Genomic DNA, 15,777 nt, shown 5'->3' with positions numbered 1-15,777 from the left:
GCGGCCGGTCCGGGATCGCGGGCGTCGGCCCGGTCAGCTCGTGATGCCCGGGAACAGGTTGAGGAACGGTTCGGCGGTCACCGCGATGCCCCGGCTGTAGGGCGAGTCGAGGTCCCAGATCAGGAAGAGCATGAAGGCGATGGTCGCGGAGAACAGCCCGGCGAGAACCAACTCCCTTCTGGTGCGCCGGATCTGGAGCGCGAACACCATGCCGACGGTGACCACCGCCCCGGTGAGCAGCCCCCACCACACCACCGACGGCATGGTCGCGCCGGTGGAGTCGGCCCGCGCGTTGCGCGCCTGGTCGGCGGCGGCCATCTGGTCCAGCAGCGGCTGGTAGGCCTGCGCCTCGAAGTCGTTCTTCGGCTGGTAGTCGGTGACGTCCTGGCGGACCTTCTGGAGCAGCGCGGTCCCGTGGTCGGTGACGCGCTCCTGGTGGGCCATCGTGGGCCACTCGGTGCGCACGACGTAGCTCACATAGGAGTTGACATCGGCCCGGATGAGGTCCCGGGTCTCCGGCGGATAGACCCGCACCCGCTCCGAGATCTCGTGCAGCGCCTGCGCCTCCGACTGCACGTAGCTCTGGGCGGAGTCGCGCGCCTCCCACACGCCCGCGATGGCCAGACCCAGGACGATCGCGTACACGACGCCGATCCACATCGTCATGTACTCGATGACGTCGGGGGTCTCGCTGGGGTCCTCGTCCTCGGGTGCCCGCCGGTGCCGTACGAAGGTCACGAGGACCACCACGGCGCAGGCCCCCAGCATCCCGAGGACGAGAACAAGCCAATCCGACAACGGATACCTCCAGAGGTGAGCGGCCCGGCGGGTCAGCGCGGGCGCAGGGCCGCGACGGCGACGATCGCGGGTACGGCGATGAGCAGGACGTAGGTGACGGGCGCGGTGTGGCCCGGCGCGGGCCGGCCGGCCGGATGCGGGTGGTAGGCCGGGAAGCTCACCGGCGTCGCCGTCGGCCGTGGCGCGGGTTTCGGCTTCGGGGCCGGTACGGGCTTCGGGGCCGGCGGGGGAGTGGGGGCGGGCGTCGGCCTGGGCGCCCGGACGGGCGGCGCGGGCTTCGGCGTGGGCCGGGGTGTGGGCGTCGGCTTCGGCGGGGGCGGCGGAGTCGGGGTGGGGGAGGGGGTGGGCGTCGGAGTTGGTGTCGGTGTCGGCGTGGGCGGGCACGGTGGCGGTGGCGGCGATGGGCAGTGCCGGGGCGGCGGCCCGGGGTGGTGGTGCGGGGGGTCCGGTCGGTGGTGATGGTGGCCGTCGGAGAGGGCCACCGAGGCGCCACCTGCGGAGACCGAGGCCCCCGCCGCCGAGACCGAGGCGCCTCCCGCGAATGCCCAGGCGTCGTCGGCCGGGGCCGAGACGTCGCCCGTGGAGGCCGTCGTCGAGGCGCCGCCCGCCGAGGCCACCGCCACTGTGCCGTCCGGGCCCGTGGAGGCGTACGCGCAGGCGTCGGCCGACGCGCGGCCGACCGGGCAGCCCGCCAGGGCGCAGGCCACCGCCAGCAGGGCCAGCACCCTCGGAGCGGGCGCGCGTCGGGTCACGTGGAGTCCATGCACGCGGAGATCATGGGGCCGCGCGGTGCGGCCGTGACCCGGAGTGCGCCGGGATTGGTCCGAAGGAGGGATAAAGCCGATCAGTGGTTTGACGATCGGATGAGTTCGACATGGCCGAAAAGTGTCCCTATGTGACGCTCGGCCCTCGCGAGGACGGTGCCGGGGCGTCAAGCAGAGACCTCCGAAAGGCGTCACCCGTCCCGATGGTGTGCGGTGGACGGCGGTCGACACCGTCCGCGGCCCAGGACGTCACCGAGCGGGGTCACTTGGGCACTTGCCGCAGGCAGTGACCGGGAACGGATGGTCAATTTCCGGTTCGGGTCGCTCCTTTGGCGGGCGATCAGTAGCCTCAGCTCGAACACCGGATCGCCTACGTCCACGTCCCGCCTTGGAGAGATAATGGAGCGTCCCGCCTGGGCCCCACGCAGCATCGACATCTCGGTGCCGAGCGTCTCGCGCATCTACGACTACTACCTGGGCGGTTCGCACAACTTCGAGGTGGACCGGGAGGCCGCCCGCAAGGCCATGGACTTCATGCCGGGGCTGCCCAAGACCATGCAGGCCAACCGGGCCTTCCTGCGCCGGGCCGTGCGCTTCGCCGCCCGAGAGGGCATCACCCAGTTCCTCGACATCGGCTCGGGCATCCCGACGTACGGCAACGTCCACGAGATCGCCCAGTCCGCCGCCCCCGGCGCCCATGTCGTCTACGTCGACAACGACCCCGTCGCCGTCGCGCACAGCCAGGCCGTGCTCGCGGGCAACGACACCGCGGGCGTGGCCGCCGCGGACCTGCGCACGCCGGAGGACCTCCTCGCCAGCCCCGAAGTGCGGCGACTGATCGACCTGAACCGGCCGGTCGCCCTCCTTCTCGTTGCCATACTGCACTTCGTGGAAGACGCGGACGATCCCTACAGTGCGGTGGCCGAGCTGCGCGAGGCGCTCGCGCCCGGCAGCATGCTGATCCTCACCCATGCCTCGTACGAGGGAATCCCCGTGTCCGCGGAGCGGGCCGAGGGCGCGGTGGACGTATACAGGGACATTCGCAACCCGCTGATCATGCGCTCGCGCGACGAGATCGCGCGGTTCTTCGAGGGGTACGACATGGTGGAACCCGGACTGGTGCCGTTGCCGCTCTGGCGCCCGGAATCGGCGCCGGAGGACGAGGATCCGTTCGCCTTCGCCGGATACGCCGGCGTGGGGCGTACGGCGTGAGCGCGGAACCGGACGGGCCGGAGGACAGACTGCGCCGGCTGACGACGATCTGGAGCCGGGCGCTGTACCCGGTGACCTCGACGTCCCTCACCCGCGCCGAGTTCGAGGAACAACTCCTTCCGCTCGCACGCCGGTTGAGCGAGCTGCTGCGGGCCCGCAGCTTCGACGCGGACGCGGCGAAGGCGGTCGGCGCCGCCCTGGTCGAGGCGCACTGCACCGACCCAGAGGCGCTCTCGCGGACCCTGGACTGCGTGGACGCCTACCTGGTGCTCTACTGCGGCGGGGACGGCCCCCAGGACGAACTGCGCATGCGCGCCTCGCGGTTGCAGCACGCGATGGCCGCGGGCTACGCGCACGCGCTGCGCCGGCGCACCCTCGCCGAGCAAGAGGCCATCGCCCAGGCGGCGTTGCGCGCCCAGGGCGTGGTCGCGCAGGCGCTGCACGCGAGCGAGGCCCGGTTCCGCGCCGTCTTCGAGGGCGCCGCCATAGGGATCAGCATCGCCGACCTGGACGGCAACATCCTCCAGGTCAACGAGGCGCTGATGCGCATGTTCGGGCTCACCCAGCAGTCGCTGCGCGGCCGCCGGGTGCAGGACTGGACGCACCCCGACGACGCCCCGCAGACCTGGCGGCTCTACGACGAACTGGTCCGCGGCGAACGCGAGCACTACCACCTGGAGAAGGCCTTCAACCGGCCCGACGGCACCGTGCTGTGGACCAACCTGACGGTCTCCCTGCTGCGCGACGCCGACGGCAGACCGCAGTACCAGCTCGCGCTCATGGAGGACACCACCGAGCGCCGGCTGCTCAACCTCCGGCTGCGGTACGAGGCGACGCACGACGCGCTCACCGGACTGCCCAACCGCACGCTGTTCTTCGAGCGGCTGGAGAAGGTCCTCGCCGCCGGGGACGGCCAGCGCTTCGGGCTGTGCTACCTCGACCTGGACGGCTTCAAGACCATCAACGACAGCCTGGGCCACGCGGCCGGCGACCGGCTCCTGGTGGAGGTCGCCGACCGCCTGGAGTCCTGCGCGACCGCGCCGGGCGAGATGGTCGCCCGGCTCGGCGGCGACGAGTTCGTGGCGCTGACCACCGGACCCGGCACCGAGCGCACCGTGGACGAGCTGGCCGAGCGCATCATGAACGCGCTGGTCACCCCGATCAGCATCGACGGCCGGGACCTGCTGGTGCGCGGCAGTCTCGGCATCGTGGAGGGCCCGGCGGGCGAACGCACGGCCGCCGAGGTGCTGCGCAGCGCGGACATCACCATGTACCGGGCCAAGTCGGCGGGCGGCAACCGCTTCGAGCTGGCCGACCCGGAGGCGGACGCCCGCGCCATCACCCGGCACGGCCTTACCACGGCCCTGCCCACCGCCCTGGAACGCGGCGAGTTCTTCATCGAGTACCAGCCGCTGGTGCACCTCGGCGACGGCAGCGTGCGCGGCGCCGAGGCCCTGGTGCGCTGGCTGCACCCGCAGCACGGCGTGCTCGGCCCCGACCGCTTCATCCCGCTCGCCGAGCACACCGGGCTGATCGTGCCGCTCGGCCGCTGGGTCCTGGAGGAGTCGATCCGGCAGGCCCGCGCCTGGCGGGAGCGGCACGGCGGCCGGCACGCGGGGCCGCTGCGGATCAACGTCAACCTGTCCCCGTGCCAGCTGAGCCATCCCGGCCTGGTCCAGGACACGGTGGAGATCCTCGAACGCGCGGGCGTCACCCCCGACGCCCTGTGCCTGGAGGTCACCGAGTCCGCGCTCATCGGCGCCGACGACGATCTGCTCAAACCCCTGCGCAGACTGGCCGACATGGGCGTGGACATCGCCCTGGACGACTTCGGCACCGGCTACTCGAACCTGGCCAACCTGCGCCGCCTGCCGGTGAGCGTCCTCAAACTGGACCGCTCCTTCACCCAGGGCATGCAGCAGTTCCCCGCCGACCCCGTCGACCTGAAGATCGTCGAAGGCATCGTCACCCTCGCCCACAGCCTCGACCTCGCCGTCACGGTGGAAGGCGTGGAAACCGGTGCCCAGGCCGAACAGCTCCGCGTTCTGGGCTGCGACACGGCCCAGGGCTGGTACTACGCGAGACCGGGCCCGCCGGAGAGGCTCCACGACCTCGCGCTGGCGGACGCGACGGGCTGAGCGGGCCGGGGCGCGGCCCCGCCCGCCCAGGGGTGCGGGGCCGTACCGGGGTGCGGCTGCGCCGCCGGGGCACGACCGGCCACGGCGCACCCGCAGCGGTGCTGCCGGGGCGGGCGCGGCGTGCCCTCACCGCTCCAGCAGCATCCGCTGGAGCTCCCGCGCGGCTCGCGGCGGCGCGACGTCGCTGCGGTGCGCCAGCGCGATGGTCCGGTGCAGCCCCGGCCGGGCCAGCGGAGTGACCCGCAACCCCCGCCCCGCCCTGGTCGCCACCATCCTCGGTACGACCGCCACCCCCAGGCCCGCCCGCACGAAGCCCAGCACCGCGTCCATCTCGCCCCCCTCGACGGCGAACTCCGGCTCGAACCCGGCGGAGCGGCACGCCGCGACGGTCAGCTCCCGCAGGTCGTACCCGTGCCGGAACATCACCAGGCGTTCCCGCGCCAGATCCCCGATGTGCACCGTCCGCCCGCCCCGGCCGGGCGCCGGCGCCTCCGGGGAGGAGACCACGACCAGATCCTCGCGCAGCACTTCCCGCGTGGTCAGCGCGGGCGACGGCGTCGGCAGCGGCAGCACGACCAGCGCGAGGTCGAGCGCGCCCCGGGCCAGCTCGCGCACGAGGTCGTGGGAGCCGCCCTCCTCGATCATGAGCCGGATGCCCGGATAGCGGTCGTGGAAGGCGCGCAGCACGTCCGGCAGCAGACCCGTGCACAGGCTCGGCGTCGCCCCGAGCCGCACCCGGCCGCGCCGGAGCTGCACCAGCTCCTGCACCTCGTGCCGGGCGGTGTCCGTGTCCGCGAGGATCCGCCGGGCCAGCGGCAGCAGCGCCTCGCCCGCGTCGGTGAGCGTGATGTTGCCCCGCGCGCGCAGGAACAGATCCGCGCCCAGCTCCCGCTCCAGCGCCTTGATCTGCTGCGACAGCGACGGCTGTGCCACATGGACCAGCTCGGCGGCGCGGGTGAAGTGCCGGGTCTCGGCGACGGCGACGAAGTACTGGAGCTGCTGGAACTGCATACAGCAACGATAGCTGGTGCCTATGGAAACAAGCCGTTCCATGTCTTGGACCGATCGGGACCTTCGGCCCTAGCGTGCTGTTCCATGGCTTTGGCAACGCGGACGGACCGACGGTCGTCCATGGCGCGCACGATGTGGGACTCCTCCGTCGGCAAGAAGACGGTGATGGCCGTCAGCGGTCTGATCATGCTGCTCTACCTGGTGGTGCACATGATCGGAAACCTGAAGATCTACTTCGGGGCGGGCGAGTTCAACCACTACGCCCACTGGCTGCGCACCATCGGCGAACCCTTCATGCACTACGAGTGGACGCTCTGGCTGATCCGGATAGTCCTCGTCGTCGCCGTGGTCGCCCACGCCACGTCCGCGTACCAGCTCAGCCGCCGTGACATCAAGGCGCGGCCCAGCAAGTACGTGCACAGCAGGCCCCGGGCGAGCTATGCCACGCGCACCATGCGCTGGGGCGGGATCATCCTCGGCCTGTTCATCGTCTGGCACATCCTGGACCTGACCACCGGCACCGTGCACTCCGGCGGCTTCCAGCCCGGCCACCCGTACCAGAACGTCGTGGACACCTTCTCCACCTGGTACGGCGACGTGATCTACATCGTCGCGATGCTCGCGCTCGGCCTGCACATCCGGCACGGCTTCTGGAGCGCCGCGCAGACCCTCGGCGTCGGCAGCCGCGCCCGCGACCGCGCCCTGAAGGCCGTTGCCGACGTCCTCGCGCTGCTGCTCACGGCCGGCTTCATCGCCGTACCCGTGGGCGTCATGACCGGAGTGGTGAGCTGACATGACCGACTACGTGAACTACACGACCGGCGAACCCGTCGCCGACACCAAGGCCCCCGCCGGCCCGATCCACGAGCGCTGGGACACCCGCCGCTTCGAGGCCAAGCTGGTCAACCCGGCCAACCGGCGCAAGCACACGGTCATCGTGGTCGGCACCGGACTGGCCGGCGGCTCCGCGGGCGCCACCCTGGCCGAACAGGGCTACCACGTCGTCCAGTTCTGCTACCAGGACTCCCCGCGCCGCGCCCACTCCATCGCCGCGCAGGGCGGCATCAACGCGGCGAAGAACTACCGCAACGACGGCGACTCGGTCCACCGGCTGTTCTACGACACCGTCAAGGGCGGCGACTTCCGCGCCCGCGAGTCCAACGTCGCCCGGCTGGCACAGATCTCGGTCGAGATCATCGACCAGTGCGTGGCCCAGGGCGTGCCCTTCGCCCGCGAGTACGGCGGGCTGCTCGACACCCGCTCCTTCGGCGGCGTCCAGGTCTCCCGCACCTTCTACGCCCGCGGCCAGACGGGCCAGCAGCTCCTCCTCGGCGCCTACCAGGCGCTGTCGAGGCAGATCGCCGCCGGGAACGTGGAGATGCACCCGCGCACCGAGATGCTGGACCTGATCGTGGTGGACGGGCGGGCGCGCGGCATCGTGGCCCGGGACCTGATCACGGGCCGCATCGACACGTACTTCGCGGACGCCGTCGTGCTGGCCTCCGGCGGCTACGGCAACGTCTTCTACCTGTCGACCAACGCCATGAACTCCAACGCGACCGCGATCTGGCGGGCGCACCGGCGCGGCGCCTACTTCGCCAACCCCTGCTTCACCCAGATCCACCCGACGTGCATCCCGCGCACCGGCGACCACCAGTCCAAGCTCACCCTGATGAGCGAGTCGCTGCGCAACGACGGCCGGATCTGGGTGCCCAAGGCCAAGGGCGACGACCGCCCGCCGAACCAGATCCCCGAGGACGAGCGCGACTACTACCTGGAGCGCATCTACCCCTCCTTCGGCAACCTGGTCCCGCGCGACATCGCCTCCCGCGCCGCGAAGAACGTCTGCGACGAGGGCAGGGGAGTCGGCCCCGGCGGGCAGGGCGTCTACCTCGACTTCGCCGACGCGATCCAGCGCATGGGCCGCAAGGCGGTGGAGGCCAAGTACGGCAACCTCTTCGACATGTACCAGCGGATCACCGACGAGGATCCGTACGAGGTGCCGATGCGCATCTACCCGGCCGTGCACTACACGATGGGCGGACTGTGGGTCGACTACGACCTCCAGACCACCGTCCCCGGCCTGTTCGCGGTCGGCGAGGCCAACTTCTCCGACCACGGCGCGAACCGGCTGGGCGCCTCGGCCCTGATGCAGGGCCTCGCCGACGGCTACTTCGTGCTCCCGGCCACCATCAACGACTACCTGGCCCGCAACCCCCACCAGGACCCCGTCACCCCGCAACACCCCGCCGTCCAGGAGGTGCTGGCGGAGACCGAGGACCGGCTGAACCTGCTGCTCGCCGTCGACGGCGACCGCACCCCGGACTCCTTCCACCGCGAACTCGGCGAGATCATGTGGGAGTTCTGCGGCATGGCCCGCACCGAGGAGGGCCTGCGCAAGGCGCTGGAGCGTATCCCGCAGATCCGCGAGGAGTTCTGGCGCCGCATCAAGGTCCCGGGCACCGGCGAGGAGTTCAACCAGTCGCTGGAGAAGGCCAACCGCATCGTCGACTACCTCGAACTCGCCGAACTCATGTGCCTCGACGCGCTGCACCGCGCCGAGTCCTGCGGCGGCCACTTCCGCGAGGAGTCCCAGACCCCGGACGGCGAGGCCGCCCGCAGGGACGAGGAGTTCGCCTACGCGGCCGCCTGGGAGTTCGCCGGTACGGGCTCCGCTCCCGTCCTGCACAAGGAAGACCTGGTCTTCGAGTACGTCCACCCCACTCAGCGGAGCTACGCATGAAGCTCACCCTGCGCGTCTGGCGGCAGAAGAACGCCGACGCCGACGGCACGATGTCCACCTACCAGGTGGACGGCATCTCGTCCGACATGTCCTTCCTGGAGATGCTGGACCTCCTCAACGAACAGCTCATCCTCTCCGGCGAGGACCCGGTCGCCTTCGACCACGACTGCCGCGAGGGCATCTGCGGCGCCTGCTCCCTCGTGATCAACGGCGACGCGCACGGGCCCGAGCGGACCACCACCTGCCAGTTGCACATGCGGTCCTTCAAGGACGGCGACACGATCGACATCGAGCCGTGGCGGGCCGCCGCGTTCCCGGTGATCAAGGACCTCGTGGTCGACCGGTCCGCGTTCGACCGGATCATCCAGGCCGGCGGCTACGTCACCGCGCCGACCGGGTCCGCGCCGGAGGCGCATGCCACGCCGGTGCCGAAGGCCGACGCCGACTTCGCGTTCGAGCACGCCGAGTGCATCGGCTGCGGGGCGTGTGTGGCGGCGTGCCCCAACGGGGCGGCGATGCTGTTCACCTCGGCCAAGATCAACCATCTGAACGTGCTGCCGCAAGGCGCTCCCGAGCGGGAGAGCCGGGTGCTGGACATGGTGGCGCAGATGGACGACGAGGGCTTCGGCGGGTGCACGCTGGCGGGGGAGTGCGCGACGGCCTGCCCCAAGGGCATCCCGCTGATGTCCATCACGAGCATGAACAGGGAGTGGCTGCGAGCCACCCGGAAGGCGGGCAAGCGGTAACGCCGCCCGCACACCGAGACGTTCGCCGGGACAGGCGGGCGGGCGGGGCCGGGAGTCTGGTGCTCATCCGGCCCCGTCTCGTGTTTCCCGCGCTCCCACGGCACCGCGCGCCGCTCGTCCGGCGTCGGCCGACCAGCCGTACCCGGCCGTTCAGCATCCCCACATCCGCTCTCCCCGCCTCCGTCACGCGCCGGTCGACCGGCGTCGGAAGAACAGGAGCGGCGGGCCGTGAACCACCGGCCCGCCGCCGCCGAACCGGCCCCGTGACAGGAGAGAGCCATGACCGGCGTTCCCACCCTCGACCGTCCCCCGCAGCCCGCGGCACCCGCCCGCTACACCGTCGCGCTCGCCCGCGACGAGGAGGACGTGCGGGCCGCGCAGCGGCTGCGGCACGACGTCTTCGCCGGGGAGCTGGGTGCCGTCCTCGCCACCCCGCGGCCGGGCCACGACATCGACGCCTTCGACGCCCACTGCGACCACCTGCTGGTCCGCGACACCACGACCGGGCAGGTCGTCGGCACCTACCGGCTGCTGCCGCCCGAGCGGGCCGCGGCCGCCGGACGGCTGTACTCCGAGGGCGAGTTCGCGCTCGACGCGCTGCACGCGATCCGGCCGGGACTGGTCGAGGTCGGCCGCTCCTGCGTGCACCCCGACCACCGTGACGGCGCGGTCATCGGCCTGATCTGGGCCGGCTTGGCCCGCTACATGACCGACGGCGGCCACGAGTGGCTGGCGGGCTGCTGTTCGATACCGCTCGCCGACGGCGGCGCCCTCGCCACCGCCGCCTGGGACCGGGTGCGGGACAGGCACCTGGCGCCCGAGGAGTTCCGGGTACGGCCGCTGCGGCCCTGGACCCCCGACGCCCAGGCCCCCGCCGGGCGCACCGAACTGCCCGCCCTGCTGCGCGGCTACCTCCGCCTCGGCGCGTGGGTCTGCGGGGAGCCCGCGCACGACCCGGAGTTCGGGGTGGCCGACCTGTACGTGCTGCTGTCGATGCGCCGGGTCGATCCGCGCTATCTGCGGCACTTCCTCTCCCTCGTGCCGGGTCGATGAGCGCCTGGCTGCCCAGCGCGCCCTGCACCCCGGACGCCTGTGTGGAACCGGCGCCCGCCGCCGTGGCCGTACCCCGTGCCGTGCTGCGGCTGACCGCCGTCACCGCCCTGCTGCTGGCCGGAATCGCCCTGTCCCCGCTCGGCGGGAGGATCCCCGCCGACTGGGTCAGGCGCTGGTGCCGGGCCCTCGTGCGGGCCATCGGGGTGCGGGCGCGCGTCACCGGCGCCGCGGCACCGGGCGGCGGGCTGCTGCTGGTCGCCAACCACGTCTCCTGGCTGGACGTCCCGCTGCTCACCGCCGTACGGCCGGCCAGGATGCTCGGCAAGACCGAGATCCGGCGGTGGCCGGTGGCGGGCACGCTGGCCGCGCGCGGCGGCACCCTGTTCATCGAGCGGGACCGGCTGCGCGCCCTGCCCGGCACGGTGGCGTCGATCGCCGGCGCCCTGCGCACGGGCTCCGCCGTGGCCGCCTTCCCGGAGGGCAGCACCTGGTGCGGGCGCGCCCACGGCCGCTTCCGCAGGGCCGTCTTCCAGGCGGCGCTGGACGCGGGGGTGCCCGTGCAGCCGGTCCGCCTGCGGTACCGGCTCCAGGACGGCGGGACGGGCACCGCGGCCGCCTTCGTCGGCGCGGACACCCTGCTCGCCTCCCTGTGGCGGGTGGCCCGCACCAGGGGACTGGTCGCCGAGGTGGAGGTGTGCCCGGTGATCGCGCCGGGCACGCACACCGACCGCCGCGCCCTCGCCGAGGCGGCCCAGCCGATCACCTCCGGCCCGGCCTGGACCCACGCGGCCCTGGTCGACGGCCACCCCGCCGCCGGCGGCGCGGTTACGGCATGACGCGCGCCAGGTACGGCGCCGTCGCGCTGTCCTTCGCCCGGGCCACCCGCTGCGGCGGCCCCGCGGCGACGACGCGGCCGCCCTGGTCGCCGCCGCCCGGCCCGAGGTCGATCACCCAGTCGGCGCCCGCGACCACCGTCATGTCGTGCTCCACCACGACGACCGTGTGCCCGGCGTCGACCAGTCCGTGCAGCCGGTCCATCAGGACCTCGACGTCGGCCGGATGCAGCCCGGTGGTCGGCTCGTCCAGCAGGTACAGGGTGTGGCCGCGGCGGCCGCGCTGCAGCTCGCTCGCCAGCTTGATCCGCTGGGCCTCCCCGCCGGACAGCTCGGTCGCCGGCTGGCCGAGCCGCAGATAGCCGAGGCCCACGTCGAGCAGCGTGCCGAGGCTGCGGGCGGCGGCCGGCACGTCCGCGAAGAACTCCGCCGCCGCCTCCACCGTCAGGTCCAGCACCTCGGCGATGTTCCGCCCCCGGTACGCCACCTGGAGCGTTGGCGGGTTGTAGCGGGCGCCGCCGCAGTCCGGGCAGGGCGCGTACGTGCTCGGCAGGAACAGCAGCTCGACGCTGACGAACCCCTCGCCCTGACAGGTCTCGCAGCGGCCCCCGGCGACGTTGAAGGAGAACCGCCCGACGCCGTACCCGCGCTCGCGCGCCCCGTCCGTCGCCGCGAACACCTTGCGTACGACGTCGAACAGGCCGGTGTACGTGGCCAGGTTGGAGCGCGGGGTGCGGCCGATCGGCCTCTGGTCGACGCGCACCAGACGGTCGACGCCCTCCAGCTCCTGCGTCAACTCGCCGATCAGCGTGGACTTCCCGGAGCCGGAGACCCCGGTGACGGCGGTGAACGCGCCCAGCGGGAACGCGGCCGTCACCTCGCGCAGGTTGTGCCGGGTCACCGGGCCGACCTTCAACCAGCCGCGCGGCTCGCGGACTTCACGCGCCGGTCCGGGCGCCTCGTCGAACAGGAAGGCGGCCGTCGCCGACTCCTCGACCGACGCCAGCTCGGCCGGCGGCCCGCTGTACAGCACGCGCCCGCCGTGCTCGCCCGCGCCGGGCCCCACGTCCACCAGCCAGTCGGCGCCGCGCACCACCTCCAGATGGTGCTCGACCACGAACACCGAGTTGCCCGCCGCCTTCAGCCGGTCCAGCACGGTGAGCAGCGCCTCGGTGTCCGCCGGGTGCAGTCCCGCGGACGGCTCGTCCAGCACGTACACCACACCGAAGAGCCCGGACCGCAACTGCGTGGCCAGACGCAGCCGTTGCAGCTCGCCCGCCGAGAGGGTGGGCGTGGAGCGGTCCAGACTCAGGTAGCCGAGGCCGAGTTCGACCACCGGCGCGATCCGGGACTTCAGATCCTCGGTGAGGACGCGGGCCGTCTCGCCGCCGCCGTCGAGCAGTTCCGCGAGACCGGTCAGCGGCAGCGCGGCCAGCTCGGCGATGGTGCGGCCGCCGAAGGTCACCGCCAGCGCCTCGGGCCGCAGCCGGCTGCCCCCGCACCCCGCGCAGGGCGTGCTGGTCAGGAAGCGCTCCGCCTTGGTGCGCAGGGTCGGCGACTTGGTGTCGGAGAACGTCTTGAGCACATACCGGCGGGCGCTCGTGTACGTGCCCTGGTAGGGGCGTTGGATACGGTCCGCGTCCCGCACCGGGTGCACGGTGACGACCGGCTGCTCGTCCGTGAACAGGATCCAGCGCCGCTGGTCGGCGGGCAGTTCCCGCCAGGGCCGGTCCACGTCGTAGCCCAGCGCGTCCAGGATGTCCCGCAGGTTCTTGCCCTGCCAGGCGCCCGGCCACGCGGCGATCGCCCCCTCGCGCACGGACAGCGACGGGTCGGGCACCAGCAGCTCCTCGCTGGTGTCGTGCACCTGCCCCAGACCGTGGCAGCGCGGACACGCGCCCGCCGCCGTGTTCGGCGAGAACGCGTCCGAGTCCAGGCGCTCCGCGCCCGGCGGGTACTCCCCGGCGCGCGAGAACAGCATGCGCAGGGAGTTGGAGAGATTGGTGACCGTGCCCACCGAGGAACGCGAGGTGGGTGCCGCGCGGCGCTGCTGGAGCGAGACCGCGGGCGGCAGCCCGGTGATCTCCCCGACCTTCGGCGCGCCGACCTGGTGGATCAGCCGGCGTGCGTACGGCGCGACCGACTCGAAGTAGCGTCGCTGGGCCTCGGCGTAGATCGTGCCGAACGCCAGGGACGACTTCCCCGAGCCGGACACCCCGGTGAACACGGCCAGTACGTCACGCGGGACGTCCACGTCGACGCCCCTGAGATTGTGCTCACGGGCGCCGCGGACGCGGACATAGGGATCATGGGGGCTGGGGTGCATGGAAAGCACACCTTATCCGCCCCCACCTGTCAGGGCTGCGGCGGGTTGCCCCGGTCCTGCCGGGTGCCGAACTCGTCCCGCGCCTTGTCCTGAGCGGTGTCGACCTGCTTCTGGTACTTGTTGCCGGTGCGCTGGTCGACGTAGTCGCCGCCCTTGCCGATGCCCTTGTCGGCGATGTCCTCGTGGCCCTTGAGCATGCCCTTGATTTTATCCATGAAGGACATGGCGGTCCTCCTCGTCGATGGCGTCCTTGCCCTCCCAGGGTCACCGTCCCGGGCCCGCCTCGCATCTCGGGGCGCCGCCCCGGCGTCAGGGCGCGGGCGCGAAGAGGGCGGCCAGCGCCCGGTAGGAGTCCAGCAGCGCCGTGCGGTCGTAGCTGCTGGTCGTGACCAGGACCTCGTCCGCACCGGTCTCCTTGAGCACCGTCTCCAGCTCGTGGGCGACATGCGGGGGCGTGCCCGCGAGCTGTCCGGCGAGCTGGCCCTCGTACGCCTCCCGCTCGCGCGCGGTCATCGCGCGGGCCTCGGTCTCCTCGGCCGGGGCGAGCGGCGGGAAGGTGCCGTGCGTGCGCGCGTATGCCATCGACCAGGCCTCCGGGACCAGCAGCCGCCGCGCCGCCTCCTCGGTGTCCGCGACCGCGACCGCCCCGGAGATCACCACGTACGGCTCCGCCGCCCAGGGGGAGGGGCGGAAGGCGGCGCGGTAGCGGTCGACGCCGCGCAGCAGCCGCTCGCGGTCGCGCAGATCCCCGATGACCAGGGGCAGCCCGGCCCGCGCCGCGATCGCCGCGCCCTCGCCCAGGGCCAGCACGAACGGCGGCACCCGCAGGCCGTCCGCGGGCCGGGCGCGCACCCCCGTCGGGGAGGCGCCGGTGAACCAGTCGAGCAGCTCGCCGAGCTGGGCGCCGAAGTCCTCCGCGTCCGCCTTGCCCCGGCCGAGCGCCCGGCGCACCCCGTCCGTGAAGCCCACCGAACGTCCGAGGCCCATGTCGATGCGCCCCGGGAACAGCGACTCCAGCACCCCGAACTGCTCGGCGACGACCAGCGGCCGGTGGTTGGGCAGCATCACCCCGCCGGTGCCCACCCGGATCGTCCGGGTGGCGGCGGCCACCGCGGCGGCCAGCACGGTCGGCGCGGACCCGGCCACCCCCGGCACGCCGTGGTGCTCGGAGACCCAGAACCGGTGGTAGCCGAGCGCCTCCGCCTCCCGCGCCAGCGCCACGGTCTCCCGCAGCGCCTCGGCGGGCGGGCGCCCCTGCCGGACGCGGGAGCGGTCGAGGACGGAGAACCGTATCCGGGCGATCGATGAACTGCTCACTCGTGGTTCAACGCACCTGCGGTCCGCGGATTCCCGCATGTGACTAGGGTTTTGGTGTGAGCGACAGCAGCGTACGGCCGATCGCCGTGTTCGACCTCGACAACACCCTGGCGGACACCGCCCACCGGCAGCACTTTCTGCGCGGCCGGCCCAAGGACTGGGACGGGTTCTTCGCCGCCGCGCCCGCGGACCCGCCGCTCGCCGAGGGCGTCGGGCTGGCCCGTCGGAGCGCGCGGGAGTGCGAGATCGTCTATCTCACCGGCCGCCCGGAGCGCTACCGCCGCGACACCCTGGACTGGCTCGCCGCGCACGAACTGCCCGCGGGGGACCTGCACATGCGGGGCGACGCGGACCGCAGGCCGGCCCGGTTCACCAAGCTCGCGACGCTGCGCCGGCTCGCCCGGGACCGCCAGGTGCGGTTCCTCGTGGATGACGACGCACTGGTGTGCGACGACGCCGAGCGCGCCGGATTCACCGTGGTGCGGGCCCGCTGGGCCGAGGGGTCCGAGGCGTTGAGGGAGGCCCAGGAGAAGGAGGGCCGCACCTGAGAGGGGCGCGGCGGCGGGGCGGTCAGTCGCCGTCCTCGATGCGGAAGCCCACCTTCAGGCCCACCTGGTAGTGCTCGATCTGCCCGTTCTCGAGCTGGCCGCGGACCTGCGTCACCTCGAACCAGTCCAGGTTGCGCAGCGTCTGGCCGGCCCGCGCGATGCCGTTGCGGATGGCCTGGTCGAGGCCCTCGTGCGAGGTGCCGACGATCTCGGTGACCCGGTAGGTGTGGTTCGTCATCAAAGGCTCCTAGGGCCTCTCGTTTGGATCGTGCCGGGCTCGCGGGCCCT

Annotated in this window: 15 protein-coding genes; 8 read left to right on the top strand and 7 right to left on the bottom strand. The window is 72.8% G+C overall.

Annotation, left to right across the window (positions count from 1 at the left end; translation table 11 throughout):
- Positions 1–33: 33 nt before the first annotated feature.
- Together AB0927_RS02860 and AB0927_RS02855 are read right to left on the bottom strand one after the other, a co-directional pair.
- A complete protein-coding gene (locus AB0927_RS02860; RefSeq protein ID WP_366665693.1) occupies positions 34–798 on the bottom strand; it encodes a hypothetical protein in 765 nt (254 codons plus the stop codon).
- Between the two features lie 32 nt (positions 799–830).
- Positions 831–1,550: a hypothetical protein gene (locus AB0927_RS02855; protein WP_366665692.1), complete on the bottom strand. Its 720-nt coding sequence runs from the start codon at positions 1,548–1,550 to the stop codon at positions 831–833.
- A gap of 411 nt (positions 1,551–1,961) precedes the next feature.
- Between AB0927_RS02855 and AB0927_RS02850 the strand changes: the two genes are divergently transcribed.
- Entirely contained in the window at positions 1,962–2,774 is an 813-nt protein-coding gene (locus tag AB0927_RS02850; RefSeq protein ID WP_366665691.1) for an SAM-dependent methyltransferase, read from the top strand.
- Positions 2,771–4,912, top strand: coding sequence for an EAL domain-containing protein (locus tag AB0927_RS02845; protein WP_366665690.1), 2,142 nt, complete (start codon positions 2,771–2,773; stop codon positions 4,910–4,912). Before AB0927_RS02850 ends, AB0927_RS02845 begins: the two co-directional genes overlap by 4 nt.
- Before the next feature lie 126 nt (positions 4,913–5,038).
- Here AB0927_RS02845 and AB0927_RS02840 read toward each other — a convergent pair whose 3' ends face one another.
- Positions 5,039–5,923: a LysR substrate-binding domain-containing protein gene (locus tag AB0927_RS02840; protein WP_366665689.1), complete on the bottom strand. Its 885-nt coding sequence runs from the start codon at positions 5,921–5,923 to the stop codon at positions 5,039–5,041.
- A 120-nt stretch (positions 5,924–6,043) separates the two neighbouring features.
- Between AB0927_RS02840 and AB0927_RS02835 the strand changes: the two genes are divergently transcribed.
- The 5 genes from AB0927_RS02835 (at position 6,044) to AB0927_RS02815 (ending at position 11,301) form a co-directional block, all read left to right on the top strand.
- Entirely contained in the window at positions 6,044–6,715 is a 672-nt protein-coding gene (locus AB0927_RS02835) for a succinate dehydrogenase (RefSeq protein ID WP_366665688.1), read from the top strand.
- Position 6,716: 1 nt separating this feature from the next.
- Entirely contained in the window at positions 6,717–8,666 is a 1,950-nt protein-coding gene (locus AB0927_RS02830; protein WP_366665687.1) for a fumarate reductase/succinate dehydrogenase flavoprotein subunit, read from the top strand.
- Positions 8,663–9,412 carry a succinate dehydrogenase/fumarate reductase iron-sulfur subunit gene (locus tag AB0927_RS02825; protein ID WP_366665686.1) on the top strand — a complete coding sequence of 250 codons (750 nt, stop codon included), beginning with the start codon at positions 8,663–8,665 and terminating at the stop codon, positions 9,410–9,412. The genes AB0927_RS02830 and AB0927_RS02825 overlap by 4 nt, the downstream gene beginning before the upstream one ends.
- Positions 9,413–9,691: 279 nt before the next feature.
- Positions 9,692–10,465, top strand: a complete 774-nt coding sequence (locus AB0927_RS02820; protein ID WP_366665685.1) for a GNAT family N-acyltransferase — start codon at positions 9,692–9,694, stop codon at positions 10,463–10,465.
- Positions 10,462–11,301, top strand: a complete 840-nt coding sequence (locus AB0927_RS02815; RefSeq protein WP_366665684.1) for a lysophospholipid acyltransferase family protein — start codon at positions 10,462–10,464, stop codon at positions 11,299–11,301. The genes AB0927_RS02820 and AB0927_RS02815 overlap by 4 nt, the downstream gene beginning before the upstream one ends.
- Here the strand turns inward: AB0927_RS02815 and AB0927_RS02810 are convergent.
- From AB0927_RS02810 to AB0927_RS02800, 3 genes are all read right to left on the bottom strand, one after another.
- On the bottom strand, positions 11,291–13,624 hold the full coding sequence (locus tag AB0927_RS02810; protein ID WP_366665683.1) for an excinuclease ABC subunit UvrA: 2,334 nt from the start codon (positions 13,622–13,624) through the stop codon (positions 11,291–11,293). The genes AB0927_RS02815 and AB0927_RS02810 overlap by 11 nt on opposite strands.
- Before the next feature lie 29 nt (positions 13,625–13,653).
- Positions 13,654–13,848, bottom strand: coding sequence for an antitoxin (locus AB0927_RS02805; protein ID WP_366665682.1), 195 nt, complete (start codon positions 13,846–13,848; stop codon positions 13,654–13,656).
- Between the two features lie 85 nt (positions 13,849–13,933).
- Positions 13,934–14,941 carry an LLM class flavin-dependent oxidoreductase gene (locus tag AB0927_RS02800; RefSeq protein ID WP_366665681.1) on the bottom strand — a complete coding sequence of 336 codons (1,008 nt, stop codon included), beginning with the start codon at positions 14,939–14,941 and terminating at the stop codon, positions 13,934–13,936.
- A 56-nt stretch (positions 14,942–14,997) separates the two neighbouring features.
- On the opposite strand from AB0927_RS02800, the gene AB0927_RS02795 reads away from it, so the two are divergent.
- The gene (locus tag AB0927_RS02795; protein WP_366665680.1) at positions 14,998–15,489 is read left to right on the top strand and encodes a hypothetical protein; all 492 of its coding nucleotides are present in this window, start codon (positions 14,998–15,000) and stop codon (positions 15,487–15,489) included.
- A 22-nt stretch (positions 15,490–15,511) separates the two neighbouring features.
- Here AB0927_RS02795 and AB0927_RS02790 read toward each other — a convergent pair whose 3' ends face one another.
- On the bottom strand, positions 15,512–15,727 hold the full coding sequence (locus AB0927_RS02790; RefSeq protein WP_366665679.1) for a dodecin: 216 nt from the start codon (positions 15,725–15,727) through the stop codon (positions 15,512–15,514).
- Positions 15,728–15,777 lie beyond the last annotated feature (50 nt).

Origin of the sequence: Streptomyces sp. NPDC048106 (assembly GCF_040706415.1) — a bacterium.
GTDB lineage: Bacteria > Actinomycetota > Actinomycetes > Streptomycetales > Streptomycetaceae > Streptomyces.
The sequence above is the reverse complement of the archived record's forward strand: the minus strand, read 5'-3'. Positions and strand labels throughout refer to the sequence as shown.

Excerpts from the sequence above, each read along its gene's own strand:
- AB0927_RS02850 (WP_366665691.1), top strand. The coding sequence starts at position 1,962 with ATGGAGCGTCCCGCCTGGGCCCCACGCAGCATCGACATCTCGGTGCCG.
- AB0927_RS02840 (WP_366665689.1), bottom strand. The coding sequence starts at position 5,923 with ATGCAGTTCCAGCAGCTCCAGTACTTCGTCGCCGTCGCCGAGACCCGG.
- AB0927_RS02835 (WP_366665688.1), top strand. The coding sequence starts at position 6,044 with ATGGCGCGCACGATGTGGGACTCCTCCGTCGGCAAGAAGACGGTGATG.
- AB0927_RS02830 (WP_366665687.1), top strand. The coding sequence starts at position 6,717 with ATGACCGACTACGTGAACTACACGACCGGCGAACCCGTCGCCGACACC.
- AB0927_RS02825 (WP_366665686.1), top strand. The coding sequence starts at position 8,663 with ATGAAGCTCACCCTGCGCGTCTGGCGGCAGAAGAACGCCGACGCCGAC.
- AB0927_RS02820 (WP_366665685.1), top strand. The coding sequence starts at position 9,692 with ATGACCGGCGTTCCCACCCTCGACCGTCCCCCGCAGCCCGCGGCACCC.
- AB0927_RS02815 (WP_366665684.1), top strand. The coding sequence starts at position 10,462 with ATGAGCGCCTGGCTGCCCAGCGCGCCCTGCACCCCGGACGCCTGTGTG.
- AB0927_RS02810 (WP_366665683.1), bottom strand. The coding sequence starts at position 13,624 with ATGCACCCCAGCCCCCATGATCCCTATGTCCGCGTCCGCGGCGCCCGT.
- AB0927_RS02805 (WP_366665682.1), bottom strand. The coding sequence starts at position 13,848 with ATGTCCTTCATGGATAAAATCAAGGGCATGCTCAAGGGCCACGAGGAC.
- AB0927_RS02790 (WP_366665679.1), bottom strand. The coding sequence starts at position 15,727 with ATGACGAACCACACCTACCGGGTCACCGAGATCGTCGGCACCTCGCAC.